The 15136-nt window shown below is 70.7% G+C and carries 10 protein-coding genes; 6 read left to right on the top strand and 4 right to left on the bottom strand.

Features of this window, described 5'->3' with window-relative positions; translation table 11 throughout:
• Positions 1-222: 222 nt before the first annotated feature.
• Complete coding sequence (locus AB0M47_RS21395; RefSeq protein ID WP_363416331.1) at positions 223-1812, top strand: ricin-type beta-trefoil lectin domain protein; 1590 nt, start codon at positions 223-225, stop codon at positions 1810-1812.
• A 74-nt stretch (positions 1813-1886) separates the two neighbouring features.
• Here the strand turns inward: AB0M47_RS21395 and AB0M47_RS21390 are convergent, their stop codons facing one another.
• The gene (locus AB0M47_RS21390) at positions 1887-2696 is read right to left on the bottom strand and encodes an NAD(P)H-binding protein (protein WP_363416328.1); all 810 of its coding nucleotides are present in this window, start codon (positions 2694-2696) and stop codon (positions 1887-1889) included.
• A gap of 151 nt (positions 2697-2847) precedes the next feature.
• Between AB0M47_RS21390 and AB0M47_RS21385 the strand changes: the two genes are divergently transcribed.
• From AB0M47_RS21385 to AB0M47_RS21375, 3 genes are read left to right on the top strand one after another with little or no spacing between them, the layout of a single operon-like run.
• The gene (locus AB0M47_RS21385) at positions 2848-2982 is read left to right on the top strand and encodes a hypothetical protein (protein ID WP_363416325.1); all 135 of its coding nucleotides are present in this window, start codon (positions 2848-2850) and stop codon (positions 2980-2982) included.
• A 25-nt stretch (positions 2983-3007) separates the two neighbouring features.
• Positions 3008-4150, top strand: coding sequence for a histidine kinase (locus AB0M47_RS21380; protein ID WP_363416322.1), 1143 nt, complete (start codon positions 3008-3010; stop codon positions 4148-4150).
• The gene (locus tag AB0M47_RS21375; RefSeq protein WP_363416319.1) at positions 4147-4815 is read left to right on the top strand and encodes a response regulator transcription factor; all 669 of its coding nucleotides are present in this window, start codon (positions 4147-4149) and stop codon (positions 4813-4815) included. Before AB0M47_RS21380 ends, AB0M47_RS21375 begins: the two co-directional genes overlap by 4 nt.
• A 6-nt stretch (positions 4816-4821) precedes the next feature.
• On the opposite strand, the gene AB0M47_RS21370 is transcribed toward AB0M47_RS21375, so the two are convergent.
• Complete coding sequence (locus AB0M47_RS21370; RefSeq protein WP_363416316.1) at positions 4822-5436, bottom strand: isochorismatase family protein; 615 nt, start codon at positions 5434-5436, stop codon at positions 4822-4824.
• An 85-nt stretch (positions 5437-5521) separates the two neighbouring features.
• On the opposite strand from AB0M47_RS21370, the gene AB0M47_RS21365 reads away from it, so the two are divergent.
• Entirely contained in the window at positions 5522-6508 is a 987-nt protein-coding gene (locus AB0M47_RS21365; protein WP_363416313.1) for a helix-turn-helix domain-containing protein, read from the top strand.
• 25 nt (positions 6509-6533) lie between these two features.
• Here AB0M47_RS21365 and AB0M47_RS21360 read toward each other — a convergent pair whose 3' ends face one another.
• Entirely contained in the window at positions 6534-9296 is a 2763-nt protein-coding gene (locus AB0M47_RS21360; protein ID WP_363416310.1) for an AbfB domain-containing protein, read from the bottom strand.
• Positions 9297-9443: 147 nt separating this feature from the next.
• On the bottom strand, positions 9444-10634 hold the full coding sequence (locus tag AB0M47_RS21355; protein WP_363416308.1) for a ricin-type beta-trefoil lectin domain protein: 1191 nt from the start codon (positions 10632-10634) through the stop codon (positions 9444-9446).
• A gap of 807 nt (positions 10635-11441) precedes the next feature.
• Between AB0M47_RS21355 and AB0M47_RS21350 the strand changes: the two genes are divergently transcribed.
• Complete coding sequence (locus AB0M47_RS21350) at positions 11442-15110, top strand: NB-ARC domain-containing protein (protein WP_363416305.1); 3669 nt, start codon at positions 11442-11444, stop codon at positions 15108-15110.
• Positions 15111-15136: the final 26 nt, after the last annotated feature.

Here is a 15136-nt window from a genome sequence, read left to right as displayed (position 1 = left end):
ATCAGGGTTCTCGGTCGAATCATGGCCCAAGATTCGACCCGGAACCCTGATCCAGCGCCCAAAAGGCGCCCAGGGACGGGCGAGAGGCGCGAGACCGTCCACATATGTGGACATGTGTCCATGCGTTGACGAACGGCGCTCTGGGTGGCAATCTAGGGCGGCCTATCTGTTCAGACGCCTTCCTAATTGATGAGGCGCTATCTCCTGTGAAGGGAGCACGCCATGCCCACCCGCGCCCACCCGCGGCAAACCCGCCTCCTTCGGCTGCTCACCGCGCTCGCCGTAGCGGCGGCGCTGACGGTCACCGGCAGCCAGTTGTCCCCGACGGCCGCCGCCGCGGTCACCGGCACCGGGCCGATCACCGGGATCGGCGGCAAGTGCGTCGACGTGGCGGCGGCGAACTCCGCCAACGGAACCCAGGTGCAGCTCTACACCTGCAACGGCACCAATGCCCAGCAATGGGTCGTCGGTGCGGACGGCACCGTCAAGGCTCTCGGCAAATGCCTCACCGTCGCGGCGGCCGGGACGGCGAACGGCACCAAGGCCCAGATCTACGACTGCGACGGCACCAACGCCCAGAAGTGGAACCAGACCGGCACCGCGCTGGTGAACGCCGGGTCGGGCACGTGCCTCGACGCGACCGGGCAGAGTTCGGCCGACGGGACGGCGTTGCAGATCTGGTCGTGCAGCGGCAACGCCAACCAGCAATGGACGCTGCCCGGCGCCTCGGCCGGCTTCGTCCACCCGGGCGTACTCGTGAGCCGGGCGCAGCTCGACTTCGTCAAGGCCAAGGTGCAGGCCGGGGCGCAGCCGTGGACCAGCGCGTACAACGCGATGCTCGCCAGCCGGTACGCGTCGTTGTCGCGTACGCCGGCGCCGAGGTCGGTCGTCGAATGCGGCCCCTATTCGAACCCGAACTACGGGTGCACCGACGAACGCGAGGACGCCATCGCGGCGTACACGGACGCGCTGGCCTGGTACATCTCCGGCAACTCCGCGTACGCGCAGAAGGCGATCCAGCTCATGGACGCCTGGTCGGCGGTGATCACCGATCACACGAACTCCAACGCCCCGCTGCAGACCGGCTGGGCCGGTTCGGTGTGGCCCCGGGCGGCCGAGATCATCAAGTACACCTACTCGTCGTGGCCCAACTCCGGCCGGTTCGCCACCATGCTGCGCAACGTGTACCTGCCCAAGGTGCGCAACGGCTCCAACAGCAACGGCAACTGGGAGCTGTCCATGATGGAGGCCGCGATCGGCATCTCGGTCTTCCTCGACGACCGGGGGAGCTACAACTCCGCGGTCACGCGCTACCTCAACCGCGTGCACGCGTACGTCTATCTCACGAGCGACGGCTCGCTGCCCTACACCGTCCCTGGCAGCGGCCTCGACACCAGCAGCGAGATCATCGGGTACTGGCAGGGCCAGTCGACCTTCGTCACCGGGCTGACCCAGGAGACCTGCCGCGACTTCACCCACACCGGCTACGGCATCTCGGCCATCTCGCACGTCGCGGAGACCTCGCGCATCCAGGGCCAGGACCTCTACCCGCAGGTGGGGGAGCGGCTCCGGCAGGCGCTGGGCTTCCAGTCGACCTATCAGCGCGGCGCCGCGGTGCCGTCCTGGCTGTGCGGCGGCTCGCTCACCCTCGGCCTCGGGCCGATCACCGAGGTCGGCTACAACGCCATGCACAACCGCCTCGGCTACGGCATGACCAACACCGAGGCCCTCACCCTCGCGCAACGCCCGGCCGGGACCAACAATCTGTTCGTCGGGTGGGAGACCCTCACGCACGGCGACAATCCAGCATGATCAGCTGATACGCACAGCGCAGCGCACGAAGCCGGGACACGGCGACCGCCGCGTCCCGGCTTCCTCGACAGTGATCAGGCGAAGGCCGGAGCGTTCTCCGCGCACCACTGAGCGAAGGTGCGAGCGGGCTTGCCGGTCAGATCCTCCACCGTGGACACGACGGTGTAGCCGATCTCCGGAGTGTTCCCGTACGCCCAGATCAGGAAGTCGATGATGTCGGCGGCCAGTCCTTCGCCGGCCCACTTCTCCCGGGCCTGGGCCTCGGTCAGCTCGACGAGCCCGATCTCCTTGCCGAGCGCCCGGCTCAGGATCTCGACCTTCTCCGGCACGGTCAGCACCTGCGGACCGGTGACCGTGTAGGTCTGCCCGCCGTGGCCGTCCTCGGTCAGCCCTACGACGGCGACGGCCGCGATGTCCGCCTCGTGCACCATCGCGCTGCGCCGGTCGATGAACGGCTCCTTGACCTCGCCCGCGTGGACGGCGGGAATCCAGCCCATCGCGTTGCCCATGAACTCCACCGGCTGCACGATCGTCCAGGCCAGGTCGCTGTCGCGCAGCGCCTTCTCCACACCGGACTCGTCCTTGCCGCCGAGCACGGTCACCCGCTTGACGCCGGCCCGGCTCGCCACCTCGACGATCTCCGGCCCGGTCGCCAGCGGCTGGTAGCTGCCGCCGTCGAAGCTGATCAGGTGCATGGCCTCGACGCCGTCGAGCGCCTCGACGAGGGTGCCGGGGTCGGTCAGGTTTCCCGCGACCATCTCCGCGCCGTGCAGGGCGGCCTCCGGGTTGCGGGTCAGCGCCCGGACCGAGTGCCCCTGGGCGACGAGCTGGGCGACGATCTGGCGGCCGACGGTGCCGGTGGATCCGGCGATCAGGATTCTCATGCCGATAAAGCTAGAAGGTCATTAGGAACAGTTCGTTCCTATTGCCGCCGGGATCGCAGAAATATTTCCGAGCCGCCCGCCGCGGATCTCCACCCGGATCTCCACCGCTGGGTGGTCCTCGCGAAGACGCCCACTTCCTACCGTTGCCGCCATGACAGAGAAAGAGGGCAACGGGGTGAACGGCAAGTCGGTGCTCGGGCTCGCGGTTGTGGGGTTGATCGCGCTGCTGGTATTCGTGGGATACCGGTTGCTCGTGGTCGAATTGATCACCAATCTGCGGCACTGACCACCGGCGAGGAGACGTCCACTAGATGGGTACGCGTTCGGTGTTGGCGGCGTACCGGCCGTCGGCCTGGGGTGTGGAGCGGATCATCGGCACGGTCATGCTCGTGGCCGCGCCGCTGACCGCCCGGACGCCGTTGACCGCCGGGGCCTGGGCGGCGGTGGGCACCGGGCTCGCGGGCTGGCTCGGGTTCCTCGCGTTGGACGGTCGCCGCCCGGTGGCCGGGCTCGCCGTTCTCGCCGGGGCGACCCTGGTCACAGCCCAGGCGATGGCGATGACCGACGACGGCACGGGCGTGATCATGGTGTGCGTGGCGCTGGCGGGGTTCGCCACGCACACCCGGCCCACGCCGGCCGTGATCCTGACGGTCGCCGTGGCGGCGCTCGGTTCGGCGGCGCTCGGGCAGTGGCTGCGGGAGCGGCCGATCACCGATCTGGGGTCTGACGCGGCGGTGGTGCTCATCGTCGTGGTGCTCGGACTCGTCCGGCGGGACTACCGAGTCAAGGCCGACCACGCCCGGCTGCTCCTCGCACAGGCGGAGGAGGCTCGCCGCGAGCACGCTCGGGCGGCGGCGCTGGACGAGCGTACGCGGATAGCCCGGGAGCTGCACGACGTCCTGGCGCACAGCCTCGGTTCGCTGGCCATCCAGCTGGAGGTGGCCGACGCGCTGCTCACCAGACGATCCGATGTGGATGATGCGCTCGCCCGCGTACGCCGAGCCCGGCGACTGGCGATCGATGGGCTCGCCGAAGCGCGTACGGCGGTGGCGGCGCTGCGTGAAGACGTGCCGCCGCTGGCGGACGCGCTCGAGCGTCTGGCTGCCGAGCACTCCGGTGGCGGGGCGAACCCGGTGTCGCTCACCGTCTCCGGCGTCGTTCGCGTACCGGCCGCGGACGCTTCGGTCGCGTTGCTCGGCGTCGCCCGTGAGGCGCTGACCAACGCGGGCAAACACGCCCCGGGCGCGGAGGTGACCGTGGCGCTCGACTATCTCACCGCGACCGTCCGGCTGACCGTCCACAACAAGCCTGTCGAGGCGCCCCGCGCCGACGGCGGCGGCCCGAGCGGCTACGGCCTGACCGGCATGGCCGAACGCCTGGCACTGGCCGGCGGGCGGCTCAGCGCCGGGCCCGGCGACAGCGGCTGGCAGGTCACCGCGGAGGTCCCTGGATGAGCGCCGAGATGAGCGCCGAGATGCTCCGGGTCGTCGTCGCCGACGATCAGCACCTCGTCCGGGAAGGGCTGGTCGCGTTGCTCGGCCTGCTCGACGGCATCGACGTCGTCGGTGAGGCCGCCGACGGCGAGGCGGTGCTGACCCTTCTGGAGTCGGTCGTCGCCGACGTCGTCCTCATGGACCTGCGCATGCCGGGGGTCGACGGCGTCGAGGCGACCCGGCGGATCAGCCGTGAGCATCCGCAGGTGGCCGTGATCGTGCTGACCACCTACGCCGACGACGAGTCCATCGCCGCCGCGCTGCGCGCCGGCGCTCGTAGCTACCTGACGAAGAACGCCAACCGCGCCCAGATAGCCGCCGCGCTCGTGGCGACCGCCCAGGGCCAGGCCACCTTCGACCCCCTGGTGTCGCAGCGGCTCGTCAGCGGACTGGGCGCGCCCGCGCTGGACGTCCGCTGGGCCAACCCGGATCGGCTCACTCCTCGGGAGATCGAGGTGTTGCGGTTGATGGCGTCAGGCATCGCGAACGCCGACATCGCCGTGACGCTCTACATCGGAGAGAGCACCGTCAAGACGCACGTCAACAACATCTTCGCCAAGATCGGCGCGCGAGACCGTGGCGATGCCACGAGGTACGCGTACCGCCACGGTCTCACGGCGGGGTAGCGGCCGTCAGCGCAGGTCGGCTGCGGTGGGGACGACGACGGCGTACAGGTCGCCGATGGTGGCCAGCGCGACGCGGTGCTGCTCGGCGGCGGTCGTCGGGCCGGCGGCCGAGGGCAGCGGCCGGGTGGCGCAGGCGTCGGCGACGACGGTGGGCGCGTTGCCACGCAGGAACGCGCCTTCCGCGGTGAACGTGACGCACATGTGGGTCATGAACCCGGCGATCACGACGTCCCGATGTCCGGCCGCGTCGACGAGGTCGCCCAGGTTCGTGCCCACGAACGCGTTGGGGGCGGTCTTGGTCACGACCTGCTCGCCGGCGATCGGCACGACTCGACTGTGGATCTGGCCGATCTCCTGCTGGAGGTCATAGGGGCTGCCGGTGCCGCCGTCGTGCTGGACGTGGAGCACGGTGGCTCCCGCTGCCCGGGCCCGGGCCAGCAGGTCGGCTGCCTTGTCGAGGGCCTCCTGCCAGCCGGCGAGTTCGAGGACGCCACGGGTGTAGGTGTTCTGGTAGTCGATGAAGATCACGGTGGCGGCGGACAGGGCGGCCGGTTCGGCCGGCAGGCCGCTGATCTCACGCAGCGTGGCAGCGGTCAGATTTGGGCTGGTCAGCTCGGTCATGGCACCATGGTGGCTGACCCGATTCAGGTTCGACATATGAAATCGGGTCACGCCTGATCGTCATCGGCCGACTCTGGGAGGCAGCATGAGCCCGGCGACCGCGGTCCTCGCCTTCGACGGGATCAGCCCGTTCCACCTCGCCGTGCCGTCCTTGGTGTGGGGACCGGAGTCGCCGGCGGGCGACATGACCCCGTGGGACATCACTGTGGCAGCGCCCACTCCAGGTCGGCTGACCACCAGCGCCGGGTACGCCATCGACGTCCCAGCCGGACTGGAAGCCTTGGCGGCCGCCGACATCGTGGTGGTGCCGTGGTGGGCCGATCCCGCGACGGCCGCCCCCGAGCCGGTGCTGACCGCTTTGCGCGACGCGTACGCACGCGGCGCGGTGATCGTCGGGCTGTGCCTGGGCGTCTTCGTGGTCGCCGACGCCGGTGTGCTCGACGGGCGGGCCGCGACGACGCACTGGAAATGGGTCGACACCTTCCGCCGCCGGTTCCCGTCGGTGGAGCTGCGCCCGGAGGAGCTGTACGTCGACGAGGGCGACGTCGTCACCGGGGCCGGGGCGACCGCCGGCATCGACACCTGCCTGCACCTGCTCGCGCGGACGTCGGGTCAGGCGGTCGCCAACCGGGTCGCTCGCCGCATCGTCGCCGCCCCGCACCGCAGCGGCGGCCAGGCGCAGTTCATCGAGCTGCCGGTGCCGCATCCCGGCGAGGACCCGCTGACCGGCGCGCTGACCTGGGCCCAGTCCCATCTGGACGGTCCGCTCGGCATCGATCAGCTGGCCGCGCAGGCGCACATGAGCCGCAGCACCTTCACCCGGATGTTCCGGGCGCGTACCGGCACGACCGTGCACCGATGGCTGGTCACCCAGCGCCTCGACCGCGCCCGGCACCTGCTGGAATCGACCGGCCTGGGCGTGGACGTGGTGGCGGCCCGATCCGGCTTCGGTACGCCGACCCGCCTGCGCGAGCACTTCGCCGCCGCGCTGGGGACGACGCCGACGCGCTACCGGGCCGAGTTCGCCGGACGGCGGCCGGACGACGTCGCTGTCGCCCGGCCGCGCCAGTAGGCGACCGGCTGCCCGGGGGAGAAGGTCAGCCCCAGGCCGCCGCCGGATGCCAGGTGACGTCGGCGGCATAGCTGCCCGCGGCGTCGTACGGCGAATTGGGTCCGCCCTCGGCGGCGATCCACACCTCCGAGGCGTAGTGCCGGATCGCCCGGGTGGCGATGTTGTAGGAGGTCAGCGTCACGTCGGAGCCGGCGAGCCGGCCCGGCTGGGCGCAGAAGGTGGCGTCCTGGGCGAACGTCGCCGTGCCGTCGTTGGCGTCCTTGCGTACGCGGAACTGCGCGTGCCGCAGGTATTGGCCCGGGAAGTTGCGCGACTCGAACGAATAGCAGCTCGAATCGGCCAGGCCGTGGCGTACGACGAAGGTCGCGTCCGCCTTGAGCGTCGCGTCGCTGGCCGACGTCACCACCTCGGTGTAGCCGAGACCGTTGTAGTGCCGCAGATAGCGGTTGGTGCAGCAGGCCGTGACGACCTGCAGCGAGACGGCCTGGTCGGTGGCGAGCGACGCGCCGCTGCGCCACCAGGGCGCGGCGACCTGCCAGGTGGTGTCGGCCGCCCACGACGCCGCGTTGTCGAAGCTGTTCGGGCCGCCGTTCGCGGCGATGTAGACCTCGGAGTCGATGTGCCGCAGGAACCGGCCGGGGAAGTTCTTCGACTCGAACGACACCCCCTGAGCCGTGTGCCCGGTACGCACGCAGAACGTGGCGTCCTGCGCGAACAGCGACGAGCCGTCGTTGACCGCCCGCTGCACCCGGTACGCCGAGTGCCGCAGGAACTGCCCCGGGTAGTCACGGGACTCGAAGGAGTAGCAGGCGGCGTCGGCCAGCCCGGCTCGCAGCCAGAACGTGGTGTCCTGCTTGGTGACGTCGTCACTGCCGCTGGTCACCGGTACCGTCACGCCGAGCGGGTTCTGCCGCAGATAGCGGGTTGTGCAGCAGGACGTCGTCGCGCCGAGGGACACCAGCGTGTTGAGCCGTAGTCCGCCGGCCGCCGCCTGCACCGCCAGGTTCGCCGCGCGTACCTGGGCGGCGTCCATCTTCAGGACCTGGCGGTCGTAGGTGTAGAACCCGTTGCGCTCGTTCTCCACGTCGGTCGGCTCGGTGTAGATCGACGCCGACAGGCCACGGGCGAAGATCAGTCCCTGGAGCGTGTCGGTGACCTCGGCGTACCGCTTGGTGAGCGTGGCCGAGTCGGGCTCCATCTCGTAGCTGAACCCGGCGCCGGCCTGCCACTCGTGGCCCGGCACGATCAGCCCGAGGCCGCCGAACTCGCCGAGTTCGGCGACCCGGGTGGCGCTGGGCAGCTGGGTCTGGCCCGGCCCGACGTAGATGTGGTCGTCGATCGCGTCGCCGTTGCCGCCGTCGAAGCCGCAACAGTTGGAGCCGGAGTTGTTGTCCACCAGGCGCGTCGGGTCCCAGCTCTTGACCAGGTCGGCGATGCGCGCCGGGTCGTACTCGCCCCAGCCCTCGTTGAACGGCTGCCACTGGACGATCGAGGTGATCCCGCGCAGTTGGTCCACCATGCGGTGCAGTTCGCTCTCGAAGTTCGTGCGGTCCGACGTGGACGGCGTCACCCCGGTACGCATCGACGGCATGTCCTGCCACACCATCAGCCCGAGGCGGTCGGCCCAGTAGTACCACCGCGCGGGTTCGACCTTGATGTGCTTGCGGACGGTGTTGAACCCGAGGTTCTTCTGCTGCTGAAGGTCGAAGGCCAGGGCGGCGTCCGTCGGGGCGGTGTAGCTCCCGTCGGGCCAGTAGCCCTGGTCGAGGGTGCCGATCTGGAACACGAACCGGCCGTTGAGCACCGGCCGGAGGAAGCCGTTGACGACAGCCTTCGCGATCGAGCGCATCCCGAAGTAGCCGCCGACGACGTCACCGCCGCCCGTGCCGGTGAGGGTGACGCGCAGGTCGTAGAGGAACGGATCGTCCGGGCTCCACAGCCGGGCGTTCGGGATGGTGACCCGCAGGTGCGCGCCGGGCGTACCGGTGGCGCTGCCGACGACCGCGCCGCCGCTGAGCACCTCGGCCAGTACGCCCTGCGCCGTCCCGCCGCCCGTCTGAACCACCAGGTCCAGCTGCCCGGCGACGATGTCAGGCGTGGTGTCCAGCCGGGTGACGTGGGCGGCGACGGTCGGCTCCAGCCAGACGCTCTGCCAGATGCCGGAAGCGGCGGTGTAGAAGATCCCGCTCGGGCTCAGCCGCTGCTTGCCCAGCGGTATGCCGGCCGCGTCGACGGGGGAGTAGACCCCGACGATGATCTCGTTGGTCCCGCCGTTGAGGGCGTTGGTGACGTCGACGCTGAAGGAGTCGTATCCGCCGGTGTGGCCACCGACCGACTGACCGTTCACCCAGATCGCGGCCTGCCAGGTGACCGCGCCGAAGTTGAGCTGGACGCGGCGGCCCGACCAGCCCGACGGCACGGTGAAGGTCCGCCGGTACCACATGTAGTTCTCGTGCCGCATGATTCCGGACAGCGCCGACTCCACCGGGTACGGCACGAGGATCGTCTCGCCGAGGGTCTGCCCGACGGGCGGGTTGGTCAGCCCGGTCGCGTGGGCGAACTGCCATTGGCCGTTGAGGCTCTGCCAGTCTGGCCGGGTGAGCTGGGGCCGCGGGTACTCCGGCAGCGGGTTGGTCAGCGACACCTGGCTGGTCCAGGGCGTGCTGAGCGGCGGGGTCTTGGGCACGTACGCGCTGTGCGCCGGTGTTGCGCCGATGAGGACGGTGGCTGCGGCGAGGATCAGGGCCGAGCCGATGCGAAGGAGTCTGCGGGGGCGTTGCAGTCTCATCGTGACTGCTCCTCAGGGTGAGAGCGGAGATCGACTACTAGCGTTCCGTTTCCATGCGGATCACGGTTGTGCATGTCTCCCCGGGGGTCGGAGGCATGCACAACCGTGATCCGCAGTGAAGGGGTTCAGCGGTTAAGGGGTTAGGGGTTAGGAGAGGGCGAACTTCTGTGCGCCGCTGCCGTTGCAGTCCCAGATCTGCAACCGGGTCCCGTTGGCGGTGTTACCACTGGGCGAGTCCAGACAGCGGCCCGACTGCGGGTTTTTCACCGACCCGTCGGCCTGCTGCTGCCAGATCTGCGCACCCGTCCCGTTGCAGTCGTACAACTGGATCAGCGCCCCGTTGCCCGTACCACCGGCCACCACATCCAGACACCGGCCCAACGCCCGCAACGAACCACCCGACAACCGCAGCCAATGCTGATCCACCGCCGCCGCCTGACAATCCCACAACTGCACCGCGGTGTTGTTCACCCCGACGTCGTCACCGGCCACATCCACACACTTGCCACCCGGCCCCACGATCGGACCACCACCATTCGCAGTGAACTTCTGCGCAGCACTGCCGTTACAGTCCCAGATCTGCAACCGCGTCCCGTTCGCCGTGGCACCACTGGGCGAATCCAAACACCGGCCCGACTGCGGATTGCGCAACGACCCGTCCACCTGCTGCACCCACTTCTGCCCGCCGACACCGTTGCAATCCCACAACTGCACCTGCGTACCCTGCCCCGTGCCGTTGCCCACGATGTCCAGACACCGGCCCAACGTCGACAACGACAGATCCGCGTTGTGCCGCCAATGCTGATCCACCGCCGCCGCCTGACAATCCCACAACTGCACCGCCGCCGCGTTCACCCCGACGTCATTGCCGGCCACGTCCACACACTTGCCACCCGGACCCGAGATCGTCCCCGACCCCGCCGGAATCGTTCCGCCGCCGCCGGTGCTCGTCGCGTACGCCGCGACGTAGTCGACGATCATCGGCACGCCGGACTGGGTGGCGGCCGTCGGACCGCCGCCGAACGCGGCCGGGAAGGAGCCGCCGATCGCCACGTTGAGGATCATGAAGAACCCGTGGTGCGTGGCGTTGTTCCAGGTGGTGGCGTCCACCTGGTTCGAGTAGACGGTGAAGAAGTTGTTCCCGTCGAGGTACCAGCGGATCTGCTCCGGTGACACGCTGCGGTCCAGCTCCATCGCGTACGTGTGGAAGCCGGTCTGGCAGCCGCCGCAGGCCCGCTCGCCGCTGCCGAGGCCGGTGTACTCGTTGCACGGGCCGCCCGGCGCGACGCCACAGTGGAGGGTGGCGAACTCCGAGCTGCGCCCGTTGATGTCCTCCAATATATCGATCTCGCCGATGCCGGGCCAGTTTCGTCGCGCCGGCCGGGCGGGCCGCCGCGCCGAGGGACCAGAACGCCGGCCAGTATCCGGCGGCGGCCGCGCCGCTGACATTGGGCTGCTGCAGGGACGCCTCGAAGCGCAGCTTGCCACCCGCGGGCGCGGCGAAGTCCGTCCGCTGCGTCTCGATCCGGCCGCTGGTCCAGTTGCCGGCGCCGTCGCGGATCGGCTTGATGACGAGGTGGCCCGCCCCGTCCTGGTAGACGTTCTGGGTGCTGTTGGTCATGTACTCGATCTCGCCGGTGCCCCAGTTGGCCGCGCCGCCGGGATAGCCGGTGCCGATGTCGTAGAGCCAGTTGGTCGTGTTCACGCCGGTGTTCGCCGCGCCGCTGAAGTCGTCGGCGAACAGCTGGGTCCAGCCGGCCGGCGCCGGGGGAGCGGCCGTCGCGGAGCCCGCGGAGCCGGCCACGAGGGTCGCGGCTACCAGCGCGAGGGCGGCCGCGCCGGCCCGTACGCGAGAAGGGTGAGTGGCCATGAAGGCGCCTCTCCGGGAGTAGGGACGGAGGTTATGAGAGCGCTCTCACGGCATGGTCTCCCACTGGAAAGAGACTTGTCAATACACAAGTGACCTAGGACGCCGTAGGGGGTGTGCCGCGCCGTGTCGGATGCGCGATTTCGCCCGCAGGCCCATAGACAGCGCCGAGCGACCGGACGCCTTCGCCGCATCGGCCGAGCCCGTCACCGCATCAGCCACGCGGTGCGCGGCGTCCGGGCGTACCGCCGTCCTCAAGGGAGTCTCAGACTCGGGACATGATGCGAGCGGCCGGTCACTGGTTGATCCAGCGGGCGTTCCCCCTCACGGCGTCGGTCGTGATCGGGGTGGGGGCGGTGCTGTGGCTGCCGATCTGGCTGGATCTCGTGGGGCTGTTGTTCCCCGGGCGCGGCGTACGCCTGGTGCTCGACTGGGTCGGCGATCTCGGCCCGATCGGCCTCGCGGCGGCGGTCTTCGCGGAGACCGATCGGTGGCGGCGGTCGTACGCGCGACGCCAGGCGATGGCGCTGCAACCCGGTACGCAGTCGACTGTGGAGCGGCCGGACGAGCTGGAGGCGATCGTCGCCGGTCTGGTCGGCCCCGCACCGGCGGGGAAGGCCGCCACGACGGTCGGCCTGACGACGGGGGTGCACGGTGCGGGCGGGTTCGGCAAGACGACGCTGGCGCGGATGGTGTGCGCCGATCCGCGGATCCGGTCGCGGTTCGGCGAGCATGTCACGTGGGTGACGCTCGGCCGGGACGTCGCCGGCTCCGGCGATCTCGCCGCGAAGGTGAACGAGGTCATCGCGCAGGTCGGACCGCCGGACGTGGTCGCCGCCTCGTCCGACGCGGGGGAAGCGGGCCGGCAGCTGGCGGCCGTGTTGTCGCAGGGACCGCCCCGGCTGCTGGTGATCGACGACGTGTGGCGGCTGCGGCAGCTCGAGCCGTTCCTGTTGGGCGCCAAGCACTGCGTACGCCTCGTGACGACGCGGAACCAGGAGCTGATGGTCGGCCGGGGGCTGTCGGTGAAGGTCGACCAGATGACCGACGCGCAGGCTCGGCGGCTGCTCGTCGGGGGCCTGACGGCTCCCATCGGCGGTCCGGTCGAGGACGCGCTGCTGGCCGCGACCGGCCGGTGGGCGCTGCTGCTCAGTCTGGTCAACCGCATCCTGGCCAGCGCCGAGCAGACCGGCGTACGCGATCTTTCGGCGTACGCGTCGGAACTCTGTGCGCGGATCGAGAGTCGCGGACCGGCAGCGGTCGACGCGGTCGGTGACGGGGCGCGCGGACTGGACGTGTCCGACTCGCGGCAGCGCGCGGAGGCTGTGCACGCCACCGTGACCGCGAGCACCGAGCTGCTGGAGTCCGACGAGCTGGCCCGGTTGCGGGAGCTGACGATCTTCGCCGAGGACGAGGCGATCCCGCTGGACTTGATCGGACGGTTGTGGGCGGCCGGCGCTGGACTGGCCGAGATGGACACTCGTGCCTTGTGCCGGCGGTTGGCCGGACTCGGGTTGATCACGCTCAACGCCGACGACGGCGGCCGGGTGGGCATGCACGACGTGCTGCGCGACTATCTGCGTCAGTCGATGGCGCCGGACGAACTCGCCCGGTTGCACGGGCGGCTGCTGGAGATCGTCTCCGCCGAGTTGGCTCGGATCGACGGCGAGCCCGCCTGGTGGCAGCTCGATCATCAGCACCGTTACCTGTGGGATCACGTGGTCGAGCACGTGCGGGGCGCGTCGGGGCCGGCGGCGGCCGAGAAGGTGGCCACCGATCTGCGCTGGGCGACGGCGCGGCTGCTGCGGTCCGGGGCCGAGGCGCCGCAGGCCGACCTGGTCACCGCCGGCACGCCGCGCGCGCTGCGGATGCGCGAGGTCTGGGGGCACCACGCCCATCTGCTCGCGCCGACCAAACCGCCGGAGTCGGTGAGCGACGTCCTGCTCGCGGTCCTCGCCGCCGACCCCGATTGGGCGGATCAGGCCGCGACGCTCCAGGTGGGTGGGGCCGAGCGGCCGCGGCTTCGGCTGCGGGATCCGTGCCCGCCGGCCCCGCCCGGCTTGCGGTTCGCGCTCACCGGGCCCGGCACCATCGTGTACGCCTTGGGCATCGCCCCGGACGGTACGTGGCTGGCGGCCGCCCGGAATCGGGTCGTGCGCGTCTGGGACGCCGCGACCGGGCTCGAACGGGCCGCCCTCACGAACGAGGAGCACTTCGTCACGCCGATGCAGATCGGACCGGACGGGCGCTGGATCGCCGCCGCGTACGCCGACGGCTCCGCGAGGGTCTGGGACGTCGCGTCGGGTCAGCCGATCACGGTGTTCACCGGGCACGCGGCGCGGATCAGGGACTTGGCCGTCGATCTGGGCGGCCGCTGGGTCGCGACGCGCGACGCGGACGACGTGCTGCGGGTCTGGGATCCGCTGACCGGCCGGGTGCTGTTGCGGGGCACCGGTGTCACCGCCCTGGCGGCGCTGCCGGACGGCCGGCTCGCCTTCGGCCGGACGAACGGCGAGGTCCGGCTCTCCGCGATTCCGACGCCGTGGCAGCAGCCGGTGTTGCGTGGGCACAGCGGCGCGGTCGACCAGCTCACGGTCGCGCCCGACGGCACCTGGCTGGCCAGCGTCGGCGGCGATGAGACGGTACGCGTCTGGGACCTGGCCACGGCCACCGAGCGGGCGCGCATCACCGGTTGGGAGTCCACTGTCAGGGCCTCGCCCGACAGTCGCTCCGTTCTTCTCGGCGCGTCGCTGGACGGCGGTCTGCGCAGCTTCGACGCGCTGACGGGGGAGCAGATCCGTTCGTTCCCCGGCCACCGTGGCGCCGTCTACTGCATCACCTTCGCGCCGGACGGCAGCTGGTTCGCGTCGGCGGGGGACGACGGGTCGCTCCGGCTCTGGGCGAGCGAGTCCGGCCGGCCGCTGGGCATCCTTCGTGGACATTCGCGGTGGGTGGGCGACCTCGCCGTCGCGCCGGACGGGTCCTGGCTGGCCAGTTCGAGCGTCGACGGCACGGTACGCGTCTGGGATCGGGCCGCGGCCGAGCCGCCGGAAACCGAGCCGGTGTACGCCATCGCGTCGGCCGCGCTTTCGCCCGACGGGCGTACGGCGATGATGGGTACTCATTTCGTCGACGCCGTGACCCTCCACGACACGACCGATCTAAGGCAGTCGCAGCGTGACCTCGGCCGGCCGGACGCGCTGGCGATCTCCGGCGACGGGCGGCTGGCCGTCTTCACGAAGTGGAACAAGCCGGGGCTGTGGCTGGCGACCTGGGACGGCGTCGGCTACGGGGAGCCCGAGCTGCTCGACGAGACGGCCGAGGACGGCCGGGCGTGTTTCGCCGATGACAACCGGCTCGCCGCCCTGGTCGACAAGACGTCCCGGCTACGGGTATGGGACTGCGAGACTCGGCGGCTCGTGTTCGAACGCCCGGACGTGGCGGCGGCGGCGTTCTTCCCCGGCCGGCGGGCGGTGTTCCTGGCGGCCACCGATCGCACCTCGGTGGCGGTGGACCTCGACGGAACCGTCATCGGGGAGTACGGGCCGTACGCGTACGAGGCCACCGCGGTCGCCGTCGCACCGGTGACGGAGATCGTGGCGGCGGGTGACGGGGCCGGCTGGGTCTGGCTGGACCTCACCCGGGCGGAGGGACGCGGCCACCTCGACGGCTTCGACGAGGCGATCGTGGCGATGGCCTTCGACCCGACCGGGATGCTGCTCCTCGCGGGCGGGTGCTACGGGCTGGTCGCCGTCTGGGACGTACGCCAGAAGCAGCCGCTCGCCGCATTCCGCTTCGCCGACGCCGTCCTGGCCGTCTCCTGGAACGCGGACGGGATCGTGGTGGTGACCTACGGCGGGCTGCACCGGCTCGACTTCCTCGGCACGGCCGACCCGGGGTTCGCGAACACTGCCACCACCGAGCCGGCAGAGGCCGGGCAGGACTGATCCTGCCCGGCCTCGCTACCTCAAGG

Source organism: Hamadaea sp. NPDC051192 (assembly GCF_040682475.1).
Lineage (GTDB): Bacteria > Actinomycetota > Actinomycetes > Mycobacteriales > Micromonosporaceae > Hamadaea > Hamadaea flava.
The sequence above is the reverse complement of the archived record's forward strand: the minus strand, read 5'-3'. Positions and strand labels throughout refer to the sequence as shown.

What these genes read in the sequence shown, in the direction of transcription:
- AB0M47_RS21395 (WP_363416331.1), top strand. Translation starts at nt 223, where the DNA reads ATGCCCACCCGCGCCCACCCGCGGCAAACCCGCCTCCTTCGGCTGCTC.
- AB0M47_RS21390 (WP_363416328.1), bottom strand. Translation starts at nt 2,696, where the DNA reads ATGAGAATCCTGATCGCCGGATCCACCGGCACCGTCGGCCGCCAGATC.
- AB0M47_RS21385 (WP_363416325.1), top strand. Translation starts at nt 2,848, where the DNA reads ATGACAGAGAAAGAGGGCAACGGGGTGAACGGCAAGTCGGTGCTCGGG.
- AB0M47_RS21380 (WP_363416322.1), top strand. Translation starts at nt 3,008, where the DNA reads ATGGGTACGCGTTCGGTGTTGGCGGCGTACCGGCCGTCGGCCTGGGGT.
- AB0M47_RS21375 (WP_363416319.1), top strand. Translation starts at nt 4,147, where the DNA reads ATGAGCGCCGAGATGAGCGCCGAGATGCTCCGGGTCGTCGTCGCCGAC.
- AB0M47_RS21370 (WP_363416316.1), bottom strand. Translation starts at nt 5,436, where the DNA reads ATGACCGAGCTGACCAGCCCAAATCTGACCGCTGCCACGCTGCGTGAG.
- AB0M47_RS21365 (WP_363416313.1), top strand. Translation starts at nt 5,522, where the DNA reads ATGAGCCCGGCGACCGCGGTCCTCGCCTTCGACGGGATCAGCCCGTTC.
- AB0M47_RS21360 (WP_363416310.1), bottom strand. Translation starts at nt 9,296, where the DNA reads ATGAGACTGCAACGCCCCCGCAGACTCCTTCGCATCGGCTCGGCCCTG.
- AB0M47_RS21350 (WP_363416305.1), top strand. Translation starts at nt 11,442, where the DNA reads ATGATGCGAGCGGCCGGTCACTGGTTGATCCAGCGGGCGTTCCCCCTC.